The sequence below is a fragment of the Cellulosimicrobium protaetiae genome, from assembly GCF_009708005.2.
In the GTDB taxonomy this organism is placed as follows: domain Bacteria; phylum Actinomycetota; class Actinomycetes; order Actinomycetales; family Cellulomonadaceae; genus Cellulosimicrobium; species Cellulosimicrobium protaetiae.
This window is the reverse complement of the sequence record NZ_CP052757.1, coordinates 1,373,065-1,394,782: the sequence shown is the minus strand read 5'-3', so window position 1 is coordinate 1,394,782 and position 21,718 is coordinate 1,373,065. Positions and strand designations below refer to the sequence as shown.

The window sequence follows — 21,718 nt, the reverse complement described above, 5'->3', positions numbered from 1 at the left end:
GACGTGACGGGGTCGCTCCGGCGCCGCGCGTCCTGACCCGACCCACCCCACGCACGACGGCGCCCCTCCCGGTCCGGGAGAGGCGCCGTCGTCGTCCGACCGGGTCGACCGGCCCGTGGGGATCAGGTCACCCGAAGCGGCCGGAGATGTAGTCCTCCGTCGCCTGCTGGGTGGGCGAGGAGAACATCGTCGCGGTGTCGTCCATCTCGATGAGGCGCCCGGGCTTGCCGGTGCCCGCGATGTTGAAGAACGCGGTGCGGTCGCTCACGCGCGCGGCCTGCTGCATGTTGTGCGTGACGATGACGATCGTGTACTCGTCCTTGAGCTCGGCGATGAGGTCCTCGATCGCGAGCGTGGAGATCGGGTCGAGCGCCGAGCAGGGCTCGTCCATGAGGAGCACCTGCGGCTTGACCGCGATGGCGCGCGCGATGCACAGGCGCTGCTGCTGCCCGCCGGAGAGGCCCGAGCCCGGGCGGTCCAGGCGGTCCTTGACCTCGTTCCACAGGTTCGCGCCGCGCAGCGAGGACTCGACGAGGTCCTCGGCGTCGGACTTCGAGATCCGCTTGTTGTTGAGCTTGACCCCCGCGAGGACGTTCTCCTTGATGGACATCGTCGGGAACGGGTTGGGCCGCTGGAAGACCATGCCGACCTGGCGGCGGACGGCGACCGGGTCGACGTCGTCCCCGTAGAGGTCGACGCCCTCCATCGCGACCGTGCCCTCGACGCGCGCGCCGGGGATGACCTCGTGCATGCGGTTAAGGGTCCGCAGGAACGTCGACTTGCCGCAGCCGGACGGGCCGATGAAGGCCGTCACGGACTGGGGGTCGATCGTCATGCCGACGTCCTGCACGGCGAGGAAGTCGCCGTAGTAGATGTTGAGGTCCTTGACGTCGATGCGCTGTGCCATCGGAGTGTCCTGTTCTAGCGGAGGGTCTTGGGCGCGAACCAGCGGGTGACGAGTCGCCCGACGAGGTTGAGCAGCATGACGATGAGGATCAGCGTCAGGGCGGCCGCCCAGGCCCGGTCGTAGTTGATGTCAGGGATGCACACGACGTCGGTGACGTTGCTGCAGGGCACGAGGCCCTGGCTGTACTGCCGGTACACGTACACCGGCAGGGTCATCATGCGGCCCTCGAAGAGGTTGCCGTTGATCGAGTCGACGACGCCGACCGTGATGAGCAGCGGCGCCGTCTCGCCGATGACGCGTGCGACGGCGAGCATGACGCCCGTCGTGATCCCCGCGATCGACGTGCGCAGCACGACGCGGACGACGGTCAGCCACTTGGGCACGCCGAGCGCGTAGGCCGCCTCGCGCAGCTCGTTCGGCACGAGCCGCAGCATCTCCTCGCACGAGCGCACGACGACGGGGATCATGAGCACCGACAGCGCGACCGAGCCGACGATGCCCATGCGCACCCCCGGCCCGAAGATCACGGCGAACAGGGCGTAGGCGAAGAGGCCGGCGACGATCGACGGGATGCCCGTCATGACGTCGACGAAGAACGTCACCGCGCGCGCCAGGGGACCGCGCCCGTACTCGACGAGGTAGATCGCGGCGAGCAGGCCGATCGGGACGGAGATCACCGCGGCGCCCAGCGTGATGAGGAGCGTGCCGAGGATCGCGTGGTAGATGCCGCCCGCGTCCATGCCGCCGAACACGCCGCGCATCGAGTGCGTCAGGAAGTAGACGTCGAACCGCTCCATGCCGTGCACGACGACGGTCCACGCGACGGACACGAGCGGCACCATCGCGAGGGCGAACGCGCCCCACATGAGGACCGTCATCGTGCGGTCCTTGCGGCGGCGGCCGGCGTCCGCGCCGCGCAGGAGCGCGCGGACGGACGCGGTGCGCTCCGGATCGGGGGCGGAGGCCCCGCGCGCGGGGCTGGTGCTGAGGGCGCTCATCAGTTGGCTCCCGAGAAGTCCTTGCGCCGCGCGACGATCGCGCGGGCGCCCATGTTGACGAGCAGGGTGATGAGGAACAGCGCGAGGCCGGTCGCGATGAGCGCGCTCACCCCGAGCGGGTTGGCCTCGGGGAAGTCGGCCGCGATGTTCGCGGCGATCGTCTGCTGCTGCCCGGCCTGCAGGATCTTGAACGAGTAGAGGAGCCCGGGCGAGAGGATCATCAGCACGGCCATCGTCTCGCCGAGCGCGCGGCCGAGGCCGAGCATCGCGGCCGAGATGACGCCCGAGCGACCGAACGGGATGACCGCGGTGCGGATCATCTCCCAGCGCGTCGCGCCGAGCGCGAGCGCCGCCTCCTCGTGGAGCTTCGGCGTCTGGAGGAACACCTCGCGGCTCACGGCCGTGATGATCGGCAGGATCATCACGGCGAGCACGAGCGCGACGGTGAGCAGGACGCGGCCGGTCGGCGAGGCCGGGCCGGCGAACAGCGGGAACCAGCCGAAGGTGTCGGCGAGCCACGACCACACCGGGACCACGATCGGAGGGAGCACGAGCGACCCCCACAGGCCGTACACGACGCTGGGGATCGCCGCGAGCAGGTCGACGACGTACCCCAGGGTCGACGCGAGCCGGCGCGGCGCGTAGTGCGAGATGAACAGCGCGATGCCCATCGCGACGGGCGTCGCGAGGAGGAGTGAGAGCGCCGCGGCGAGGAGCGTGCCGAAGATCAGCGGCCCGACGAACGAGACGAGCGACGCCCCCTCGGGGAACCACGACACCTCCTCGCTCAGGGTCTCCCCGCCCGCGGTGATCGCGGGCCACGCGCGCAGCACGAGGAAGATCGCGACCGCGGCGAGGACGGCGAGGATCAGCCCTCCGGCTCCGGTCGCCGTCCAGCGGAACGCGCGGTTCACGCCGCGGTCGGCCGTCCGCGCCCGACGGCGTGGGGCGCCCGCGCGGGGGGCCGTGCCCGGCGTCGTGGGTGGGGCTGTGGTGGTCACTCGTGCTCCCGGTGCATGCGGTCTGCTGCCTGAGGTCTGGTCACGGTCGGTGTCGCGGGTCGGTCTCGCGGGTCGGTCTCGCGGGTCGGGGCGACGGGGCCCGCAGGCCCCGCCGCCCCCTTCCCGCGATGGTGCGCCGAGCGTCAGCCCGCGGCGCCCACCGTGATGGACTCGATGGCCGCGTGGACGTCCGTGCGCAGGTCCTCCGAGATCGGCGCGTTGCCCGCGGCCGACGCGGAGGCCGACTGGCCCTCCTCGCTCGAGATGTAGGTGAGGAACGCCTTGACGAGGTTGCCCGCCGCCTCGTCCTCGTAGCTCGTGCAGGCGATCGCGTACGAGACGAGCACCAGCGGGTAGGCGCCGGCCTCGGTCGTCGTGCGGTCCAGCTCGACCGCGATGTCGTGCTCGGCACGGCCCTCGACGCGCGGCGACGCGTCGACGACCTTGGCGGCGGCCTCGGGCGAGTACGAGACCCACTCCTCGCCGACCTTGATGCTCGCGGTGCCGAGGTCGCCGGCCTTCGACGCGTCGGCGTAGCCGATCGTGCCCTCGCCGCCCTGGACCGTCTGCACGACGCCGGAGGTGCCCTGCGCGGACTCCCCGCCCTGCGTCGGCCAGTCGCCGCTCGGCTCGTGGCCCCACGCGTCGCCCGCCGTCGCGGCGAGGTACTCGGTGAAGTTCTCGGTCGTGCCCGACTCGTCGGAGCGGTGCACGGGCGTGATCGCGAGGTCCGGGAGCGTCGCGTCGGGGTTGTCGGCGGCGATCTCCGGCGCGTTCCACTGCGTGATCGTGCCGTTGAAGATGCCCGCGATCGTGGCCGGCGCGAGGTTGAGCTCCGCGACGTCCGGCAGGTTGTAGATGATGGCGATCGGGCTGACGTAGACCGGGAGGTCGATCGCGCCGTCGGGGCCGCACACGGCCTGCGACTGCGTGATCTCCTCCTCCTTGAGCACCGCGTCCGAGCCGGCGAACGCGACGCCGCCCTCGAGGAACTGGGTGCGGCCGCCGCCGGAGCCGACCGGGTCGTAGTTCACGGTGACGTCGGGGTTCGCGCTCTGGAACCCGGCGCGCCACGCCTCCATGGCGGACTCCTGCGAGCTCGCGCCCGCACCGTTGAGCTCACCGCTGAGGTCGCTCGCGGTCTCGGAGGAGCCCTCGGAGGAACCGTCGGTGGCGCCGTCGGCGCTGCCGACGGGGTCGTCCGACCCGCAGGCGGCGAGGGTCAGCGCGAGCGCACCGATCGCGACGGCGGATCCAGCACGGGAGAATCGGCTGAGCTTCACTCTTCGTTCCATCCTGTTCAAGCGTCTCGTGGCACCAGCGAGCGCCGGGCACGATCCCGACGCTAGGAGCGCCGGGTGACGCGTTCCCCGAGAGCGGGTGAACGAGGGATGAACAGTGCACAGACCTTCCGTGCCAGGCGTCGGGTCCCGTCCGGGCGTGGCGACGTCCCCACCCGGGAGTCGCGGGTACCGCACGAGGACGGCCCCGGCGCGTCCACGCGGGACGCGCCGGGGCCGGGTCCGGCCGCTGCCGGCGCGGCGTCGCCGCCGCGTCGACGCTTGGTCAGGCCTGCCCGAGACCGTCCGCGATCTTGTACCCGAGGCCGCGCACCGTGAGGAGGTAGCGGGGGCTCGCGGGCTCCGGCTCGATCTTCGACCGGATGCGCTTCACGTGGACGTCGAGCGTCTTCGTGTCCCCCACGTAGTCGGTGCCCCACACGCGGTCGATCAGCTGCCCGCGCGTCAGCACGCGACCCGCGTTGCGCAGGAGCAGCTCCAGGAGCTCGAACTCCTTGAGCGGGAACGGGACCACCTGGCCGTCCACGGAGACCGTGTGCCGCTCGACGTCCATGCGGACCGGCCCGACCTCCAGCGCGCTCTCCGCGGCGACCTCACCGCCGTTGTCACCCCCCTTGCGGCGCAGCACGGCGCGCACGCGCGCGAGCAGCTCGCGGAACGAGTACGGCTTCGTCACGTAGTCGTCCGCACCGAGCTCGAGGCCCACGACCTTGTCGATCTCCGAGTCCTTCGCCGTGAGCATGATGACGGGGACGTCACCGCGCGCCCGCAGCTCACGGCACACCTCGGTGCCGCTGAGCCCGGGGAGCATGAGGTCGAGCAGGACCAGGTCGGCCCCGTCCGCGTCGTACCGCTCCAACGCCTCCGTGCCCGTCGCGGCCTCGACGACGTCGAAGCCCTCACGACGCAGCTGGTACGTCAACGGGTCGCGGTACGACTCCTCGTCCTCCACCACCAGGATGCGCGTCACGCGCCTACCTCCTTGTTCTGTGCTTCTTCGTGCGGCGCGGGGTCCTGCGTGGCCCCCCGGGCGCCGTGCTGCCCGGCGCGGGGACCCGCGCCGCCCGTGCCGTCGTCCACCGGCTCGTCGACAGCGACCCGCCCGGCGGGCTCGTGCCGCACCTGACCGGCCGAGACGTCCGCGGCGGGGATCCGGAGCGTGAAGGTCGAGCCGCGACCGGGCTCGGACCACATCGTGACCTCACCCCCGTGGTCGGCGGCGACGTGCTTGACGATGCTGAGCCCGAGACCCGTGCCGCCCGTGTCGCGCGACCGTGCGGGGTCCACCCGGTAGAACCGTTCGAACACGCGCGCCTGCTCGTCGGCCGCGATCCCGATGCCCTGGTCCACGACCGCGATCTCGACGAGGTCGCCCGAGAGCGTGACCCCGACACCGACGCGCGTGTTCTCGCCCGAGTACGCGACCGCGTTGTCGAGGAGGTTGCGGACCGCCGTGACGAGCAGGTTGTGGTCCCCGTACACCGCCGCGTCGAGCTCACCGCCCGTGGTGAGCGTGATCCCCTTGCCCTGCGCCGTCGTGCGGGCCCGGTCCACGGCCTCCTCGACCACGCCGCGCACCGGCACGACCGTCACCTCCTGGAGCGCCCCCGCCACCTGGAGCCGCGAGAGCTCGATGATCTCCTGGACGAGCGCGGACAGCCGGGTCGCCTCGGACTGCATGCGCGCGGCGAACCGGCGCACCGCCACCGGGTCGTCCGCCGCGTCCTGCACCGTCTCGGCGAGGAGCGCGAGGGCCCCGACCGGCGTCTTGAGCTCGTGCGAGACGTTGACGACGAAGTCTCGACGGATCGCCTCCACCCGCCGCGCCTCCGTCCGGTCCTCCGCGAGCACCAGCACGTGGTGCGGCCCGACCTGCGCGACCCGGACCTGGAGCATGACCGTGCCGCGACCGACCGGGCCGCGCGGGAGCTCCAGCTCCTCGTCGCGGATCACGCCGTCCCGGCGCACGTCGTCGATCATGTCGCGAATCGCCGCGTGCGCGATCGCGTCGCCGCGGACCACGCCCAGCGCGTAGGCGGGCGGGCTCGCGCGCACGACCTCCCCCTCGCCGTCGAGCACGACGGCGGCGGACCGCAGCACGGCGAGCACCCGGACGAGTCCTTCGTCGAGCTCCGGCGCGGGCTCCGCCCGCACGGCACGCTGCTGGCGCTCGCTCACGCGGAACGCGATCGCGGCGACCACGCCGACCACCACGCCCACGACACCGGCGAGCAGCACGGTCGCGCCCTCGATGAGTCCCTCGGCTTCCACACGTCCAGCGTACGGTCGCGCACGGACCCGCCCGGCCGAAGCGGGCCCCTGCGGGCGCGAGCCGCCAAGAGTTCACCTGGCGGCGCCCTGGAGTTCACCGCCCGGTCGACCGCACCTGCGAGCGTGACCGGAGCCGACGGCGTGACCGGGCGCCTCCCGGCGCGCAGGGGCGCACGCCGTCACGGACCGGACGGACCGGTCACGACGAGAGGGAAGCGATGCGGGAGATCTTCGAGGCCGAGCTGAAGCAGGTCGGCGACGACCTGGCCGAGATGAGCCGGCTGGTGGAGTCGGCCGTGAACCGCGCCGGGCAGGCGCTCCTCACGGCGGACCTGCAGCTCGCCCAGTCCGTGATCGGCGACGACCACGCGATCGACGCGCTCGAGCGCGAGCTCGACGAGCGCTGCGTGCTCCTCCTCGCGCAGCAGCAGCCTGTCGCGACCGACCTGCGCGTCGTGGTCAGCGCGCTGCGCATGAGCGCCACCCTGGAGCGCATGGGCGACCTGGCTCGCCACATCGCGCAGGTCGCGCGCGGCCGGTACCCGTCCCGGGCGATCGAGCCGTCGCTGCACCGCACGTTCGAGCAGATGCACGACGCCGCCGTGCGCGTGGCCCGCCGGACGACGACGCTCCTCACGACGCGCGACCTCACCGTCGCCGCGAACATCGAGCGCGACGACGACCTGCTCGACAAGCTCCACCAGGACACCTTCACCGCGCTGCTCGACGGCACGTGGAACGGGACCCCGCAGGAGACGGTCGACGTCACGCTCGTGGGCCGCTACTACGAGCGCTTCGGCGACCACGGCGTCTCCATCGCCAAGCGCGTGACGTACCTCGTCACCGGCGACTTCGCCGACGACCGCGGCACCCCCGCCGGCTCCGCCCGCGCGTCTGCCTGACGACGGCGCCACGGCCCTGCCCGCGAGATAGAGCCTCAGGTCTCGAGGTAGGACCCGCGGAGCTCTACCTCGGTGCCGGTGGTTCTACCTGCCGTCTCGGTCTCTGCGCACAGACGACCGTGGCCCGTCCGGATGTCCGGACGGGCCACGGTCGTCTCTGCGTGCGGGCGGTCAGCGGCCCTGGTTGGCGACCGCGGCGGCTGCCTTGGCGGCGGCCTCGGGATCGAGGTAGCGCCCGCCCTTGGTGACGGGCTTGAGGTCCTCGTCGAGCTCGTAGAGCAGCGGGATGCCGGTCGGGATGTTGAGCGCGGCGATGTCCTCGTCGGAGATGCCGTCGAGGTGCTTGACGATCGCGCGCAGCGAGTTGCCGTGCGCCGCGACGAGGACGGTCTTGCCGGCCTTCAGGTCCGGGACGACCTCGCCCTCCCAGTACGGCAGGGCGCGCTCGAGCACGTCCTTGAGGCACTCGGTGCGCACGACGGGGGCGTCGGCGTAGCGCGGGTCCGCGTCCTGCGAGAACTCGGAGCCGAGCTCGATCTCGGGCGGCGGCACGTCGTACGAGCGGCGCCAGAGCATGAACTGCTCCTCGCCGAACTCCTCGAGCGTCTGCTTCTTGTTCTTGCCCTGCAGCGCGCCGTAGTGGCGCTCGTTGAGGCGCCACGACCGCTTCACGGGGATCCAGTGGCGGTCCGCGGCGTCGAGCGACAGGTTCGCCGTCGTGATGGCGCGGCGCAGGAGCGAGGTGTGCACGACGTCGGGCAGGACGCCGGCCTCCGTGAGGAGCTGACCGCCGCGCTTCGCCTCCTCGGTCCCCTTCTCCGAGAGGGCGACGTCCACCCAGCCGGTGAACAGGTTCTTGGCGTTCCATTCGCTCTCGCCGTGGCGGAGCAGCACGAGGGTGTAGGTCATGGGTTCCATCCTGCCGCACGGCCCGGCGCGTGGGCACCCGCGTCCCACGTGGTGATGACCGTCGCCGTCGGGCGTGGGACGAAGGTCCGGGAATCGAGTGGGCGAGGCGCACGTTGCCCGGACATGCCGATCGACGGAGAGTACGCCCCCAGCCCGAGCGCCTGGTCCCGCAAGCAGGCCGAGTCCTACGAGTCGTCCGGCGGGACGCGCAGCACGACCCTGAACGGGATGCCGGTGGTCGTGCTCACGACCCTCGGCCGACGCACCGGCAAGGTCCGCAAGACGCCGCTCATGCGGGTCGAGCACGACGGCGCGTACGCGGTCGTCGCGTCGCTGGGCGGCGCCCCTCAGCACCCCGTCTGGTACCACAACGTCCTGGCGCACCCGCAGGTAGAGCTCCAGGACGAGGCCGAGCGCCACGACTACGTCGCGCGCGAGGTCCACGGCGAGGAACGGGCGCTCTGGTGGGAGCGCGCCGTCGCGGCCTACCCGCCGTACGCGGACTACCAGACGAGGACGTCCCGCGTGATCCCCGTCCTGGTCCTGGAGCGCACCGCGCCGGACGCCTGACCCGCAGCGAGGTCCGCGCGGCGTCAGCGCGCCGCGCGGACCTTGCGCGCCTGCGCGTAGACGTCGAGCATGCGCAGCGCGGCGGTGTCCCAGCCGAACCGTTCGCCCGCGCGTCGGGCGCCGTCGCCGAGCGCGGCGAGGCGCTCGTCGTCGGCGAGCAGGTCGCCCAGCACGCGCGCCCAGGTCTCCGGGTCGTGGTCGGGCACGAGGACGCCGGAGACCTGGTCCTCGACCACCGTCCGCAGCCCGCCGACGGCGGCCGCGACGACGGGCGTGCCGCTCGCCTCGGCCTCGGCCGCGACGAGCCCGAACGACTCGTTGTGCGACGGCACGGCGACGACGTCGGCAGCGCGGTACCACCGCGCGAGCTCGTCGCGCGGGACGGGCGGGCGCACGACGAGCCGGTCGCTCACCCCGACCTGGTAGGCGAGCGCCTCGAGCTCGCGCACCGCCGTCGGGCGCCCGCTCGGGCCCCCCAGCACGACGAGCGTCGGCACGGGCTCCCCGCGCTCGGCGAGGACGCCGAGCGCCCGGACGAGCACGTCGGGACCCTTGAGCGGCTGCACGCGCCCCGCGAAGAGCACGAGCCCGCCGTCGGTGGGCAGCCCCAGCCCGGCCCGCAGCGCCCGGCGCCGCTCCCGCCGCGCGGCGCCGTCGCCCGCCGACGCGCTGCCGGGGTCCGGGGAGAACAGGTCGAGGTCGACGCCCGGCGGCACGACGTGCACGCGCGCGGGGTCGGCGGCGTAGTCGCGCACGAGGTCGTCCGCCTCGGCGTCCGTGCTCGCGACGAGCGCGTCCGACTCGGCGACGACCTGCTCCTCCCCGATGATCCGGCCCAGGGGCTCGGGCGCGTCGCCCGGGGCGAGCGCCGCGTTCTTCACGCGGGCGAGCGTGTGCATGGTGTGCACGAGCGGGACGTCCCAGCGGTCGGCCGCGAGCCAGCCCACCTGCCCCGAGAGCCAGTAGTGGGTGTGCACGACGTCGTACCAGCCCTCGTGGTGCCGTGCCTCGGCACGCAGCACGCCCGCCGTGAAGGCGCACAGCTGGCCGGGCAGGTCGTTCTTGTCGAGCCCCTCGAAGGGGCCGGCGACGACGTGCCGCACGGTCACGCCGTCGGACACCTCGACCTTGCGCGGCTGGCTCGACGCCGTCGCGCGCGTGAAGATCTCGACCTGCGTACCCCGCCGGGCGAGCGCGTGCGCGAGCTCGGTGACGTACACGTTCATGCCGCCCGCGTCGCCGGTGCCCGGTTGGTCGAGGGGCGACGTGTGCACCGAGAGCATGGCGACCCGCAGCGGGGTCGACGGGGAGACGCCCTCCGGCAGCTCGAGCGTGGACACGACGGCTCAGGCCTCCACGACGCAGGCCGGGGCGGGCAGCGCGAGCACGTCCAGCACCTGGGCGGCGCCGTCCGAGCGACGCACGCGCAGGAGGGCGAGGTTCGACGTCGGCTCTTCGCCGCTCGGGGCGTCCGGCCGTGCGAGCAGCGGGTCGTCGTTCTGGTTCGCGACGACGACGAGGTCGTGCGGCTGCGCCTCGGAGAGGCCGGAGCCGTCGAGGACGGCGAAGTGACGGGGCCAGGCGCCGCCCACCGGGGAGTCCGCGAGGTGTCGCAGGGCGGGGACGCCGCCCTCGGGGGCGGGCTCCACCGCGTGCACGGCGAGCACGTCGGAGCCACGCACCGCGACGAGGACGCGCGAACCGTCCGCCGTGACCGCGACGTGGGACGGGTAGTTCCCGCCGTCCGCGGGAGCCGCGGCGTGCGTGACGTCGTAGCGCGCGACGACGTCGTACGTGCGCACCCCGTCCGGGCCGTCGACCGGCGCGAGGACGAACAGGGCCGGGTCGAGCTCGCCGACCACGACGAGGTGACCCGTGGGGAGCGCGGCGAGGTGGCGCGGGCCGGTCCCCGGCGGGAAGGTCGCGACGACGCGCGGTGCGGAACCGTCGGGTGCTGCGGGGTCGTGCCGGCGCAGCTCGTCGGTCCCGAGGTCGACGACGAGCACGTCGCCGCTGCCGTCGTCGGCGGCGCCGAGGTGGGCGAGCGGGGCGACGAAGTGGGCGTGCGGCCCTTCCTGGCGGTCGGCGACCGGTCCCGTGCCGGTGTGCCCCTGGCGACGTACCGCGGTCCCGGTCCGGTCGTGCGCCGACGCGGCGAGCGCGCCGTCCGGGGCGGTCGGGACGGCCGTGAGGACGCCGTCCCCGTAGTTCGCGACGAGCACGTCACCGCTCACGGCCACGTGGCACGGGTACGTCCCGCCCGTCGCGACGGCGGCGCCCCGGGGTGCGAGACCGCCGTCGGGCCCGACGGTGAACGCCGACACCGAGCCGGCCTCCGTCTCCCCCACCGCGTACAGGGTGTCGCGGTCGAGGGCGAGGAAGGACGGCGAAGGCGATTCCGCCACCAGCGCGCCTCCGACGAACGACCCGGTCCCCGCCGCCGCGTCGACCTCGAGCCCGACCCGCCACACGCCCTCCGCGCCGCCGTTCGCCGGGTGCGGATAGGTGCCGATCCAGAGGGCGCGGGTCGCGGAGGTCATGACCCGAGCCTAGTTCTCCGGACGGGTGCCTCCGGCACCGAGCCGACCCTGACCGGCACGGCGCGGGCACGGCGAGAGCACCGCATGGATGCCACGGCCCACCCGGGACGACGACGAGGGCGCCCCGCCGACGGTGCTGGTCGGCAGGGCGCCCAGGTGCTCGGTGCGTCGTCGCGTCAGTGCGCGGCGTCGCGTCAGTGCGCGGCGTCGTACGCCGTCTGGATCTCCTGGGAGATGCGACCGCGGTCGTTCACCGTGTAGCCGTTGGCGCGGGCCCACTCACGGACCTCGGTCGCGCGGGCGGAGCCGGACGCGCGGCTGCCGCGGCGCGCGGGGCGGGCCGTGCTCGTGCGGGACGAGACCTTGCGCGCGTTGCCGACCCACGACGCGAACGCGTCGCGCAGCTCCTGCGCATTCTTGGTGCTGAGGTCGATCTCGTAGGAGACGCCGTCAAGTGCGAACGTGACGGTCTCGTCGGCCGCGCCCCCGTCGAGGTCGTCGACGAGAATTACCTGGACTTTCTGGGCCACTGTGGTTACCTCACGATTCACAGGAATGATTGTCCTCGCCAGGATGCCATCCGGAAGTTGCGGGCGTCAATTGTCCGCGCCGATGTGTCGACGGTCGTGATCACGCATTGTTGGACGATAGTCCATCATTGCGGGTTTATCGAGCGCCGCGCTCACGAGTCGCGCGTCGGCGTCCCATTCCCGTCGACCGCGGAATCCTGTTCCGCGTCGAGCCTGGCCAGGGCCGCGCGCTCGTTGCGGTCCGCACGCACGATCGCGCGCATCGCGACGTAGAAGAGCACCCCGACGCCGATCGAGGGAATCAGTGCGGCCAGGGTGGGCCAGATGTCCATGCTGTCGGTCCTCGGTCTCTCGGGTGCTACTGCTGCGCGGGCTTCACGAGCGGGAAGAGGATGGTCTCGCGGATGCCGAGACCGGTGAGCGCCATGAGCAGGCGGTCGATCCCCAGCCCCATCCCCCCCGACGGCGGCATCGCGTACTCCATCGCGGTGAGGAAGTCCTCGTCGATACGCATGGCCTCCTCGTCGCCGGCCGCGGCGAGCAGCGCCTGAGCCTCGAAGCGCTGACGCTGGACGACCGGGTCCACGAGCTCGGAGTACGCGGTCGCGAGCTCGACGCCGCGCACGTAGAGGTCCCACTTCTCGACCTGGCCCCGCACGGCACGGTGATCCCGCGTGAGCGGGGAGGTCTCGACGGGGAAGTCGCGCACGAACGTCGGCGCGACGAGGTGGTCGCCCACCAGGTGCTCCCACAGGCCCTCGACGAGCTTTCCGTGGTTGACGTTCTTCGGGTCGAAGGAGAGCTCGAACTTGTCGGCGTACGTCAGCAGCGACTCGACCGACGTCCCGGGCGTGATCGTCTCGCCCAGCGCGTCCGAGAGCGAGTCGTACATCCTGAGCTGCGTCCATTCGCCGCCGAGGTCGTATTCCGTCCCGTCGGCGAGCGTGACCAGGGTCTTCCCGAGCGCATCCTGCGCGGCGCGCTGCACGAGGTTCTGCGTGAGCACCGCCATGGTGTCGTAGTCACCGTACGCCTCGTAGGCCTCGAGCATCGCGAATTCCGGCGAGTGCGTGGAGTCCACGCCCTCGTTGCGGAAGTTGCGGTTGATCTCGAACACCTTCTCGACACCACCGACCGCCGCGCGCTTGAGGAACAGCTCCGGGGCGATGCGCAGGAACAGGTCGATGTCGAACGCATTCATGTGCGTCTCGAACTGACGCGCGGCAGCGCCTTCCGGGCGCGTCTGGAGCATCGGCGTCTCGACCTCGACGAAACCGCGCTCCCAGAAGTTCTCGCGGATCGAGCGCACGACGGCGGCACGCAGGCGCACCGTGTCCCGGGCGGCAGGGCGGGCGATGAGGTCGACGTAGCGCTGGCGCACGCGCGCCTCCTCCGAGAGCTCCTTGTGGAGCACCGGGAGCGGGCGCAGCGCCTTCGCGGCGATCTGCCACGCGTCGGCGAACACGCTCAGCTCGCCGCGGCGCGAGCTGATGACGCGGCCGTGCGCGAAGAGGTGGTCGCCCAGGTCGACGTCCGCCTTGAACGACGCCAGCGACTCCTCGCCCACGACGGCCTGGCTCAGCATGACCTGCAGACGGTTGCCCTCGCCGTCCTGCAGCGTGGCGAAGCACAGCTTGCCGGTGTTGCGCAGGAACACGACACGACCGGCCACGCCGACCTCGTCCTGCGTCTCCTCGCCCGTCTCCAGGTGCGCGTACGCGGCGCGGACGTCGGCGATCGTCGTCGTGCGCGGGACGGAGACCGGGTAGGGCTCGTCACCGCGCGCGAGGATCCGCTCGCGCTTCTCGCGGCGGACCTGCATCTGCTCCGGCACGTCGTCGACGTGCTCCTCGGGCTCGCGCACGTCAGGAGAGGGGGTTCCGGCGGGGGAGGTCACCCGAGGATTCTACCGACGCTCGTGCGGGCCCGTGTGTGCCGCGAGGGAGAACCGTGGTCACGCGAGGTAGAACCGTGGTTCTGTCTCGCGCTACCAGAGTTCTACCTCGCGCTCCCAGGGTTCTATCTCGCGTGACCAGGGTTCTCGCTCGGCGAGAGGGTGGGCAGGAGGTCGAGGGCGAGGTCGAGGATCGGGGCCGAGTGGGTCAGGGCGCCGACGGAGAGGTAGTCGACACCGGTGCCCGCGACCTCGCGCGCGCGGTCCAGCGTGAGGTTGCCCGTCGCCTCGAGCTCGACCTTCTCGGGCACGCCGTCGCGACCCTCGCGCGCCCGGACGGCCGCGACCGTCGCGGCGAGGACCGGGGTCGGCATGTTGTCGAGGAGGAGGAAGTCGGCGCCCGCCGACACGGCTTCCAGGGCCTGGTCGGTCGTGTCCGCCTCGACCTGGACGAGCACGTCCGGGAACGTCCGGCGGATCGCGTCGATCGCGGCGCTCACCGAGCCCGCGGCCACGACGTGGTTGTCCTTGACCATCGCGACGTCGTAGAGGCCCATGCGCTTGTTCGTGCCGCCGCCGGCGCGCACGGCGTACTTCTCGAGCGCGCGCAGGCCCGGCGTCGTCTTGCGCGTGTCGAGCACCTGCGCCCCCGTGCCCCCGAGCTCGCGTGCCCACGCACGCGTCGCCGTCGCGACGCCCGACGCGCGGCTCGCGAGGTTCAGGAGCGTGCGCTCGGCGGTGAGGAGCACCTGGACGGGCCCCGTGAGCGCGGCGAGCACGCGGCCGCGGCCCACGGCCTCGCCGTCGGACGCGGCGAACGTGACCTCGACCGGCGGGAGGCCGAACCGCGCGGCGACCTGACGCGTCACCTCCTCGACGACGACGAGCCCCGCCACGACCCCGTCCGCGCGCGCCACGAGGTGCGCCGTCCCGGTGGCGGACGGCGGCACGGTCGCCTGCGTGGTGACGTCACGCCCCGGCGCAGCGCCCAGGTCCTCGTCGAGCGCTCGCGCGACGGTCTCGGCGATCCACGCCGGGTCGAGCCCCGGCTCGACGCGCGTCGGGACGGACCGCCCTCCGGCGTCGGACGGGCGGGCGGGCACGGGCTCGGCGGGGCTGCTCACGGTCCCCCACCGTATCCGCTCGTCCGACGAACCGAGGCTCCGCGCCCGGCAGAGACGGAGGTCGCGTCCCGTCGAGCCACGCCGAGCCCGGGGTTGTCGTCCGATACGGGCGCGAACCCGTCGACAACCCCGGGTTCGGCAGGACGGCGGTGGCCGACGAGACCGCCCGCCGGGCGAGCGGAGCGGGTCCGTCAGCGGACGAGCAGCGTCCCGTCAGCGTCGAGCGACACGAGCACTCGGCGCTCCCAGGCCGGGTCCGTCTCCGGGAAGTCGGTGCGGAAGTGGCCACCGCGGGACTCCGTGCGCAGCGTCGCGGCCGCGGTGAGCGCGGTCGCGACCTGGTGCACGTTCGTCGTCTCCCACTCCGCGGCCTGCGGCTGCGCGACGACGTCGCTCGCCTCGTGCGCGTCGGTGCGGACCGCGGCGAGCCGCGCCGCGGCGGTGGCGAGTCCCTCACCGGAACGGATCACGCCGGGGCCGGAGGACGCGATCGACTGGATGCGCGAGCGCGCCGCGGCGGCGACGAGCGCGGACGGGCCGAGCCGGTCGACCGGGTCCACCCGCTCGAGCGAGCCTGCCGCGACGCTCTCGGTGATCTGGCGCGCCGCACGGTGCGCGAACACGAGGCCCTCGAGCAGCGAGTTGGACGCGAGCCGGTTGGCGCCGTGCACACCGGTGCACGCGACCTCGCCGATCGCGTAGAGGCCGTCGAGCGTGGACCGCCCGTGCAGGTCGGTGACGACCCCGCCCGAGTGGTAGTGCTGCGCGGGCGCGACGGGGACGGGCTCCTCGGTCCAGTCGAGGCCGTTCTCCGCGAGCCGCTCGGTGATCGTCGGGAAGCGCGAGCGCAGGAAGTCGGCGCCGAGGTGGCGCGCGTCGAGCAGCACGTGGTCGGAGCCCGTCGCGGCCATCTGCCGCACGATCGCGTGCGCGACGACGTCGCGCGGCGCGAGCTCCGCCATGGGGTGCTGCGCGGGCATGAACCGGTGGCCGTCGGTGTCGAGGAGGATCGCGCCCTCGCCGCGGACCGCCTCGGAGATGAGCGGGAGCTGACCCTTCGCACCGAGCCCGAGCCACAGGACGGTCGGGTGGAACTGGACGAACTCGAGGTCGCCGAGCGTCGCGCCCGCGCGCAGCGCCGCCGCGATGCCGTCGCCCGTCGCCTGCGGCGGGTTGGTCGAGGAGCGGAACACCTGGCCCACTCCCCCGGTCGCGAGCACGACCGCGCGCGCGAGGACCGCCCCGACGCCGTCGCGCGTGCCCTCGCCGCGCACGTGGAGCGTGACCCCGCTGGCCCGCGGGACGCCGTCCGGGCCGGTGCCCGTGAGGACGTCGAGCACGAGCGCGTTCTCGATCACCTCGATGCCGGGGTCGCTGCGCACGGCGTCGAGCTGCGCGACGAGCGCGCGAGAGATCTCCGCCCCGGTCGCGTCGCCGCCTGCGTGCGCGATGCGGTCCGCGTGGTGGCCGCCCTCGCGCGTCAGGGCGATGTCGCCGTTCTCGGCCCGGTCGAAGTTCGCGCCGCGCGCCACGAGCTCGCGCACGCGCGCCGGGCCCTCGGTGACGAGCACCTCGACCGCGGCCGGGTCGCAGACCCCGCCGCCCGCGACGAGCGTGTCCGCGAGGTGCGCCTCGGGCGAGTCCTCCGGGTCGAGCGCCGCGGCGATGCCGCCCTGCGCCCACACGGTCGATCCCGACGACAGCTCGCCCTTCGTCACGAGCAGGACGCGCGGCACTCGCGTACGCAGCTCGAGCGCCGCGGTGAGACCCGCGATGCCCGACCCGACGACGACGACGTCCGCAGTCGTCGTCCAGCCCGGTGCCGGGGCCGCGAGCGTCCGGGCGAGCGTCCGGGCGGACGCAGCCGCCGAGGAACCGCCGCTCCCGCTCACGCGGGGCGCACCACGGCCGCGTCTCCACCGGCGCCCGCGCCGCGGAACGGGGCGAACGGCAGCCCGCTCGCCTCGAGGCCGTGGCCCGCGGGCACGAGGCCGGGCTCGTCCGAGAGCTCGACGATCCGGTTCTGCTCGTCCACGAAGACGACGTTCGGCAGGTAGGTGCGCGCGTCCGCGTCGTCGAGCATGCCGTAGGCGATGAGGATGACGACGTCGCCCGGGTTCACGAGGTGTGCGGCGGCGCCGTTGATGCACACCTCGCCGGCACCACGCTCGCCCGGGATGACGTACGTCGTCAGCCGCGCGCCGTTGGTGACGTCCACGACGTCGACCTGCTGGCCGGGGTAGAGGTCCGCGGCGTCGAGCAGGTCGGCGTCCACGGTGATCGAGCCGACGTAGTGCAGGTCGGCCTGCGTCACCGTCGCGCGGTGGATCTTGCCGATCATCATGGGGCGCTGCAGGGACGCCGGACGGCGCGGCGGGCTCGACGGGGTCTGCGCGGTCACGCGGTACCTCCAGGTGCGGGGGCACGGCCGTCGCGGTCGGCGGCCCGGGTCGCGGGCGGCGCGATCTCGACGGCCGCGTTGTCGATGAGACGGGTGGTGCCCACGCGTGCCGCGACCAGGAGGAGCCCGGGGCCGACGGCGCCGGGCGCCAGGTCCTCCACGGTAGCGGGATCGACGAGCACCACGTAATCCAGGTCAACGCCGTCGGCGGCGTCCAGGATTCCCCGCGCGGCGGCGAGCACGCCCGGCGCGTCGGCACCCGCGGCGGCGGCGTCGGCGCCCGCGCGCAGCGCCCGGCTCAGGGCGAGCGCCCGGTCCCGCTCGGCGGGCGACAGGTAGGCGTTGCGCGACGAGCGCGCGAGCCCGTCCGCCTCGCGCACCGTCGGGACGGCGAGGATCTCCACGTCCACGTCGAGGTCGGCGACCAGGCGCCGGATCGCGAGCAGCTGCTGCGCGTCCTTGGCCCCGAAGACCGCCACGTCGGGCCGCACGAGGTGGAGCAGCTTGAGCACGACGGTGAGGACGCCGTCGAAGTGCCCGGGCCGCGACGCGCCCTCCAGCACGGTGCCGATCCGGCCCGAGGTGACGCGGACGATCGGGCCACCCCCACCGGCCGACGACCCGAGGTCGGGGTACAGCTCGGGCACGTCCGGGGCGAACACGACGTCCACCGCGACGTCCTCGCCCGCGGCGGCGAGCAGCGCGAAGTCCGCCGCGACGTCGCGCGGGTAGCGCTCGAAGTCCTCGTCGGGACCGAACTGGAGCGGGTTGACGAAGTCGGTGACGACGACCTGCCCGTCCGGGCCGACCTCGGCACGAGCGCGGCGCACGAGCTCGAGGTGCCCGGCGTGCAGCGCGCCCATCGTCATGACGACGGCGCGGCGCCCGCCCGGGTGCGCGGCCGACCAGGCGTCGAGCGCGCCGCGGAGGCCGGCCCGGGTTGCGACGACGCGGGGCGTCCCGGCCGGGGCGGCCGTCGGCGCGGCCGCGGCGTCCGGGTGAGGGGTGGTGGTCATACCGTTCCTTCGTGCGGGTCGTGGGGCTGTGCGTCGGGCCGGGCGTCGGGCCGAGCGTCCGGCCCGTCGGCGGGTTCCGCGACGAGCGCGTCGAGGAGCGCCCGGGCCGCCCGCTCGTCGAGGCGTCCGCCCGCGAGGGCGCGGTGGGTCGCGGCGCGGCTCAGCGCCCGGTACGACGGCGGCACGTCGGCCGCGTCGCTCGTCGCGGCGAGCGCGTCCAGAGCGGCGAGGTGCTCGCGGACCGTGCCGACGTCGCCGCGCACCACGGGGCCGGTGAGGCCGAGGAGCGCGCCGGCGCCCGCCCCCGTGCCCGATCCGGCGCCCGCGTCCGCGCCGCGGGTCGCGCCGTCGAGCGCGGCGGCGAGCAGCGGGGCGAGCGCGCGGCCCGGCTGGTCGACGCCCGCGGCCTCGAGCGCCTGCGCCGCCTGCGCGACGAGCACGACGAGGTGGTTCGCGCCGTGCGCGAGCGCCGCGTGGTAGAGCCCGCGGGACTCCTCGGCCACGACGACGGGCTCACCGCCGAGCTCCACGACGAGCGCCTGCCCGATCGGCAGGACCGGCCCCGGCGCCGTGACGGCGAACGTCGTGCCCTCGAGCCGTGCGAGGTCGAGCGACGTGCCCGTGAAGGTCATGGCGGGGTGCAGCGCGAGCGGGATCGCGCCCGCGCTGCGCGCCGGGTCGAGCACCGCGGTCCCGTAGCGACCGGACGTGTGCACGACGATCTGCCCCGGCTGCCAGGCGCCCACGTCGGCGAGGCCGCGGACCAGGTCGCCCAGCGCGTCGTCGGGCACGGCGAGGAGCACGAGCTCCGCGCGCTCGACGACCTGCGGGACCTCCAGCACCGGCACGCCGGGCAGGAGGGTCTCGATGCGCTCGCGCGACGCGTCGGACACCCCGCTCGCCCCGACGACGGCGTGACCGGTCGCGCGGAGCGCGCTGCCGAGCACCGCGCCGACCCGGCCCGCGCCGACGACGCCGACCCCGAGGCGCCCGGGCCGCGCGACCGCCGTGCTCACGGCTGCGCTCCGTCCCCCGGTCGTCCGTCGACGGGCACCGCTCCGGGTCCACGGTCCGGCTCGTCGTCCGTGCCGACCGCGGCAGGGTCCTCGACGAGGTCGTCGGCGAGGACTGCGGTGGTGGCCGCGGGGCTGGCTGTGGGGCTGGCTGTGGGGCTGGCTGTGGTGGCGGACGCAGCGGGGACGGCGTCCGCCGCCAGGGGGACCTCGTCGCGGCGCATCCACAGCTCCGGGCCCGCGTGCGCACGCGCCTCGCGGGCGCGCGCGGCCTGCGTGTCGAGGAGGCGCGCGGCGTCGACCGAGTCGAGGTGCCAGACCTTCGGCGCGACCGGGCCGGGCGTCGAGTGCACCGCGAACGTCGCGACGTCGAACCGGCGCTGCAACGGACCCTGCTCGAGGCCGAGCGACTGCGTGCGCTCGTGCGGCACGACGACGAGGCTGCGGAACACCCGCCCGCCGCGCAGCACGAGCGCGCGGTCGGTGACCGTGAAGCCGTTGCGCCGCCACGACACGAGGTCGAGCAGGCGCGCGCGGCGAGGGGTCACGGTGAAGTGCTCCCCGGCGTCGAGGCCGGACAGGCCCTCGTCGAGGAGGCCACGGGGGTCCGCGGTCCCCAGGTCGGGCAGCACGAGCCAGAGCGCGGCGAGCGCCTCGTCGCGCGTGCCCACCGGCAGCAGGACGCTCTTGGCCTCCGACCCGTCCGTGCTCACGCCGTAGCCCGCGACGTTGACGTCCACGCGCCACCAGTCCGGCCCGCGCCAGAACGGTCCCTGGCGCAGCCGGACGGCCTGGACGCGGCCGGGCGGGATGGTCTGCGACCGGGTCTCCAGGAGGCCGTGCCGCAGCCGGATGCCGTCCGGCGAGATCGCCGAGCGGAAGCCGAACTCGCCCGTGAACCGCGAGAAGAGGTACCCGCCGAACCCGAGGACCGCCGGCAGCGCGCTGAACAGCACGCTGATCTCCCGCGTGCCGATCACGACCCCGGCGATCGCCAGGATCCCGAGCACGAGCCCGACCGTCGCGCCGGACCGCACGAGCGACGCGACGAGCCGCCCCGGCCCGACGGCGGTGACGGGCTGCTCGGGCGCCTCGGGCGCGACGAGCAGGTCCTCGCCCGCCGGCGTGGCGCCCGGCTCCGCACCGCCCGCGCCGTCGGCCGGTGTCGAGCCGTCCGCGAGCCCGACCGGACCCGCCGCCGGGGCGCCGGCCGGGCGCTCCCGAGCGACCCGCAGCCCCGCGGCGCGCGCGAGGAGGTCGTTGCGCAGGCGCTTGGCCTCGGCCTCCTTGAGGAACCCGAGCTTCACGCCGGAGTCCGCGCCCCCGGCAACCTCGAGCTTGAGCTCCGCGAGGCCGAAGAACCGCGCCAGGAGGGGCTGCACGATGTCGATCGCCTGGAGCCGGTCCAGCCGCGCCTTGCGCTGCTGCCGGAACAGCACACCGGTGCGCAGGTGGACGGACTCGTCGTCGACCGCGTAGCTCGTCATGCGCCACGCGAGCGCCGAGTACCCGAGCCCCACGAGCCCGACCGCGAGGATGCCGAGGAGGATCATCCACCAGCGGTTGCCCTCGAGGAGGTTCTCCCCCTCGGGCAGGCCGTTGAGCGTCTGCTGCCCGACGACGACGAGCAGGACCGCGATGACCGTCCAGCCGCGCACGAGCGGGGTGACCGGGTGCACCCGGTGCCACACGAGGTCGTCGGTGGCCGGAGCCTCGCTCACAGGCCCGCCAGCCTCGACTCGCCGCGCGACGCGAGCCGGTCGCGCAGACGCTCCGCCTCGGCGGGCTCCAGGCCGTCGATCGTCGCGTCGGTGGACGCCGACGCCGTGTGGAGCTGGACCTGCGCGATCCCGAGCTTGCGCGCGAGCGGCCCGGCCTGGACGTCGACGTACTGCATGCGGCCGTAGGGCACCACGACGAGCTGGCGGAACATGATGCCCTGGCGGATGAGCAGGTCGTCGTCGCGCTCCGCGTACCCGATCGCCCGCACCTGGCGCGGGACGAGGAGGACCGCCCACAGCCCGAGGAGTGCGAGCACGCCCAGCACGAGCCCCTGCCACCAGTGCGGGAAGAGGATCGCGAGCACGATCACCGCGACGGCGGGCACGGCGAGCGTGATGCCCACCGAGAGCAGGCGGGCGGTGATCAGCCGGGGCGACACGCGTGTCCACTCGATGCCGGGCGGGTCGAAGGGGCCGGTGCCGCGGGGAGCGGCGTCCCGTGCAGGGTCGGTCATGCGTCGATTCTCCCATCCCGTCCCGGTGCGCCCGGGTCACGTGTCGTGCGTCACGGCCGCGTGCGCGAGCCGTCGCCCGGCGGGGCACCGCGGGACGGCGCCCGG

At 74.0% G+C, this 21,718-nt stretch carries 21 protein-coding genes; 2 read left to right on the top strand and 19 right to left on the bottom strand.

The window, feature by feature from the left end:
- Positions 1 to 127: 127 nt before the first annotated feature.
- The 6 genes from pstB to FIC82_RS05970 all read right to left on the bottom strand — a co-directional run bounded on the left by pstB (position 128) and on the right by FIC82_RS05970 (position 6,478).
- Entirely contained in the window at positions 128 to 907 is a 780-nt protein-coding gene (gene pstB, locus FIC82_RS05995) for a phosphate ABC transporter ATP-binding protein PstB (protein WP_154797916.1), read from the bottom strand.
- A gap of 14 nt (positions 908 to 921) precedes the next feature.
- Positions 922 to 1,905, bottom strand: coding sequence for a phosphate ABC transporter permease PstA (pstA, locus tag FIC82_RS05990; protein WP_087469844.1), 984 nt, complete (start codon positions 1,903 to 1,905; stop codon positions 922 to 924).
- A complete protein-coding gene (gene pstC, locus FIC82_RS05985; protein ID WP_168731540.1) occupies positions 1,905 to 2,906 on the bottom strand; it encodes a phosphate ABC transporter permease subunit PstC in 1,002 nt (333 codons plus the stop codon). The genes pstA and pstC overlap by 1 nt, the downstream gene beginning before the upstream one ends.
- Before the next feature lie 143 nt (positions 2,907 to 3,049).
- Positions 3,050 to 4,189, bottom strand: a complete 1,140-nt coding sequence (pstS, locus tag FIC82_RS05980) for a phosphate ABC transporter substrate-binding protein PstS (protein ID WP_231581894.1) — start codon at positions 4,187 to 4,189, stop codon at positions 3,050 to 3,052.
- A 283-nt stretch (positions 4,190 to 4,472) separates the two neighbouring features.
- Entirely contained in the window at positions 4,473 to 5,177 is a 705-nt protein-coding gene (locus FIC82_RS05975) for a response regulator transcription factor (RefSeq protein ID WP_168731539.1), read from the bottom strand.
- Complete coding sequence (locus FIC82_RS05970) at positions 5,174 to 6,478, bottom strand: sensor histidine kinase (protein WP_253691517.1); 1,305 nt, start codon at positions 6,476 to 6,478, stop codon at positions 5,174 to 5,176. Before FIC82_RS05970 ends, FIC82_RS05975 begins: the two co-directional genes overlap by 4 nt.
- Before the next feature lie 218 nt (positions 6,479 to 6,696).
- Here FIC82_RS05970 and phoU point away from each other — a divergent pair, with 218 nt between their 5' ends.
- Positions 6,697 to 7,380 (top strand): phosphate signaling complex protein PhoU, encoded by a 684-nt coding sequence (gene phoU / locus FIC82_RS05965; RefSeq protein ID WP_154797915.1) that lies wholly within the window; start codon positions 6,697 to 6,699, stop codon positions 7,378 to 7,380.
- A 171-nt stretch (positions 7,381 to 7,551) separates the two neighbouring features.
- On the opposite strand, the gene FIC82_RS05960 is transcribed toward phoU, so the two are convergent.
- Entirely contained in the window at positions 7,552 to 8,289 is a 738-nt protein-coding gene (locus FIC82_RS05960) for a phosphoglyceromutase (protein WP_154797914.1), read from the bottom strand.
- A gap of 123 nt (positions 8,290 to 8,412) precedes the next feature.
- Between FIC82_RS05960 and FIC82_RS05955 the strand changes: the two genes are divergently transcribed.
- On the top strand, positions 8,413 to 8,859 hold the full coding sequence (locus FIC82_RS05955; protein ID WP_154797913.1) for a nitroreductase family deazaflavin-dependent oxidoreductase: 447 nt from the start codon (positions 8,413 to 8,415) through the stop codon (positions 8,857 to 8,859).
- Positions 8,860 to 8,882: 23 nt separating this feature from the next.
- Here the strand turns inward: FIC82_RS05955 and mshA are convergent, their stop codons facing one another.
- From mshA to FIC82_RS05895, 12 genes are all read right to left on the bottom strand, one after another.
- Positions 8,883 to 10,142 (bottom strand): D-inositol-3-phosphate glycosyltransferase, encoded by a 1,260-nt coding sequence (gene mshA, locus FIC82_RS05950; protein WP_154799896.1) that lies wholly within the window; start codon positions 10,140 to 10,142, stop codon positions 8,883 to 8,885.
- 63 nt (positions 10,143 to 10,205) lie between these two features.
- Positions 10,206 to 11,399, bottom strand: a complete 1,194-nt coding sequence (locus FIC82_RS05945; protein ID WP_154797912.1) for a lactonase family protein — start codon at positions 11,397 to 11,399, stop codon at positions 10,206 to 10,208.
- A 194-nt stretch (positions 11,400 to 11,593) separates the two neighbouring features.
- A complete protein-coding gene (locus tag FIC82_RS05940; protein WP_168731538.1) occupies positions 11,594 to 11,929 on the bottom strand; it encodes a histone-like nucleoid-structuring protein Lsr2 in 336 nt (111 codons plus the stop codon).
- 152 nt (positions 11,930 to 12,081) lie between these two features.
- Complete coding sequence (locus FIC82_RS05935) at positions 12,082 to 12,261, bottom strand: hypothetical protein (protein ID WP_154797910.1); 180 nt, start codon at positions 12,259 to 12,261, stop codon at positions 12,082 to 12,084.
- Positions 12,262 to 12,287: 26 nt separating this feature from the next.
- The gene (gene lysS, locus FIC82_RS05930) at positions 12,288 to 13,751 is read right to left on the bottom strand and encodes a lysine--tRNA ligase (protein WP_154799895.1); all 1,464 of its coding nucleotides are present in this window, start codon (positions 13,749 to 13,751) and stop codon (positions 12,288 to 12,290) included.
- 197 nt (positions 13,752 to 13,948) lie between these two features.
- Complete coding sequence (gene nadC, locus FIC82_RS05925) at positions 13,949 to 14,926, bottom strand: carboxylating nicotinate-nucleotide diphosphorylase (RefSeq protein WP_216610034.1); 978 nt, start codon at positions 14,924 to 14,926, stop codon at positions 13,949 to 13,951.
- 212 nt (positions 14,927 to 15,138) lie between these two features.
- The gene (locus FIC82_RS05920; RefSeq protein ID WP_168731536.1) at positions 15,139 to 16,839 is read right to left on the bottom strand and encodes an L-aspartate oxidase; all 1,701 of its coding nucleotides are present in this window, start codon (positions 16,837 to 16,839) and stop codon (positions 15,139 to 15,141) included.
- Complete coding sequence (panD, locus tag FIC82_RS05915) at positions 16,836 to 17,291, bottom strand: aspartate 1-decarboxylase (RefSeq protein WP_154799893.1); 456 nt, start codon at positions 17,289 to 17,291, stop codon at positions 16,836 to 16,838. The genes FIC82_RS05920 and panD overlap by 4 nt, the downstream gene beginning before the upstream one ends.
- 53 nt (positions 17,292 to 17,344) lie before the next feature.
- Positions 17,345 to 18,364, bottom strand: coding sequence for a pantoate--beta-alanine ligase (panC, locus tag FIC82_RS05910; RefSeq protein WP_154797909.1), 1,020 nt, complete (start codon positions 18,362 to 18,364; stop codon positions 17,345 to 17,347).
- Complete coding sequence (locus FIC82_RS05905) at positions 18,361 to 19,380, bottom strand: Rossmann-like and DUF2520 domain-containing protein (protein ID WP_168731535.1); 1,020 nt, start codon at positions 19,378 to 19,380, stop codon at positions 18,361 to 18,363. The genes panC and FIC82_RS05905 overlap by 4 nt, the downstream gene beginning before the upstream one ends.
- A complete protein-coding gene (locus FIC82_RS05900) occupies positions 19,377 to 21,098 on the bottom strand; it encodes a PH domain-containing protein (RefSeq protein ID WP_168731534.1) in 1,722 nt (573 codons plus the stop codon). The genes FIC82_RS05905 and FIC82_RS05900 overlap by 4 nt, the downstream gene beginning before the upstream one ends.
- Positions 21,095 to 21,613 (bottom strand): PH domain-containing protein, encoded by a 519-nt coding sequence (locus FIC82_RS05895; protein WP_154797908.1) that lies wholly within the window; start codon positions 21,611 to 21,613, stop codon positions 21,095 to 21,097. Before FIC82_RS05895 ends, FIC82_RS05900 begins: the two co-directional genes overlap by 4 nt.
- Between the last annotated feature and the right edge of the window lie 105 nt (positions 21,614 to 21,718).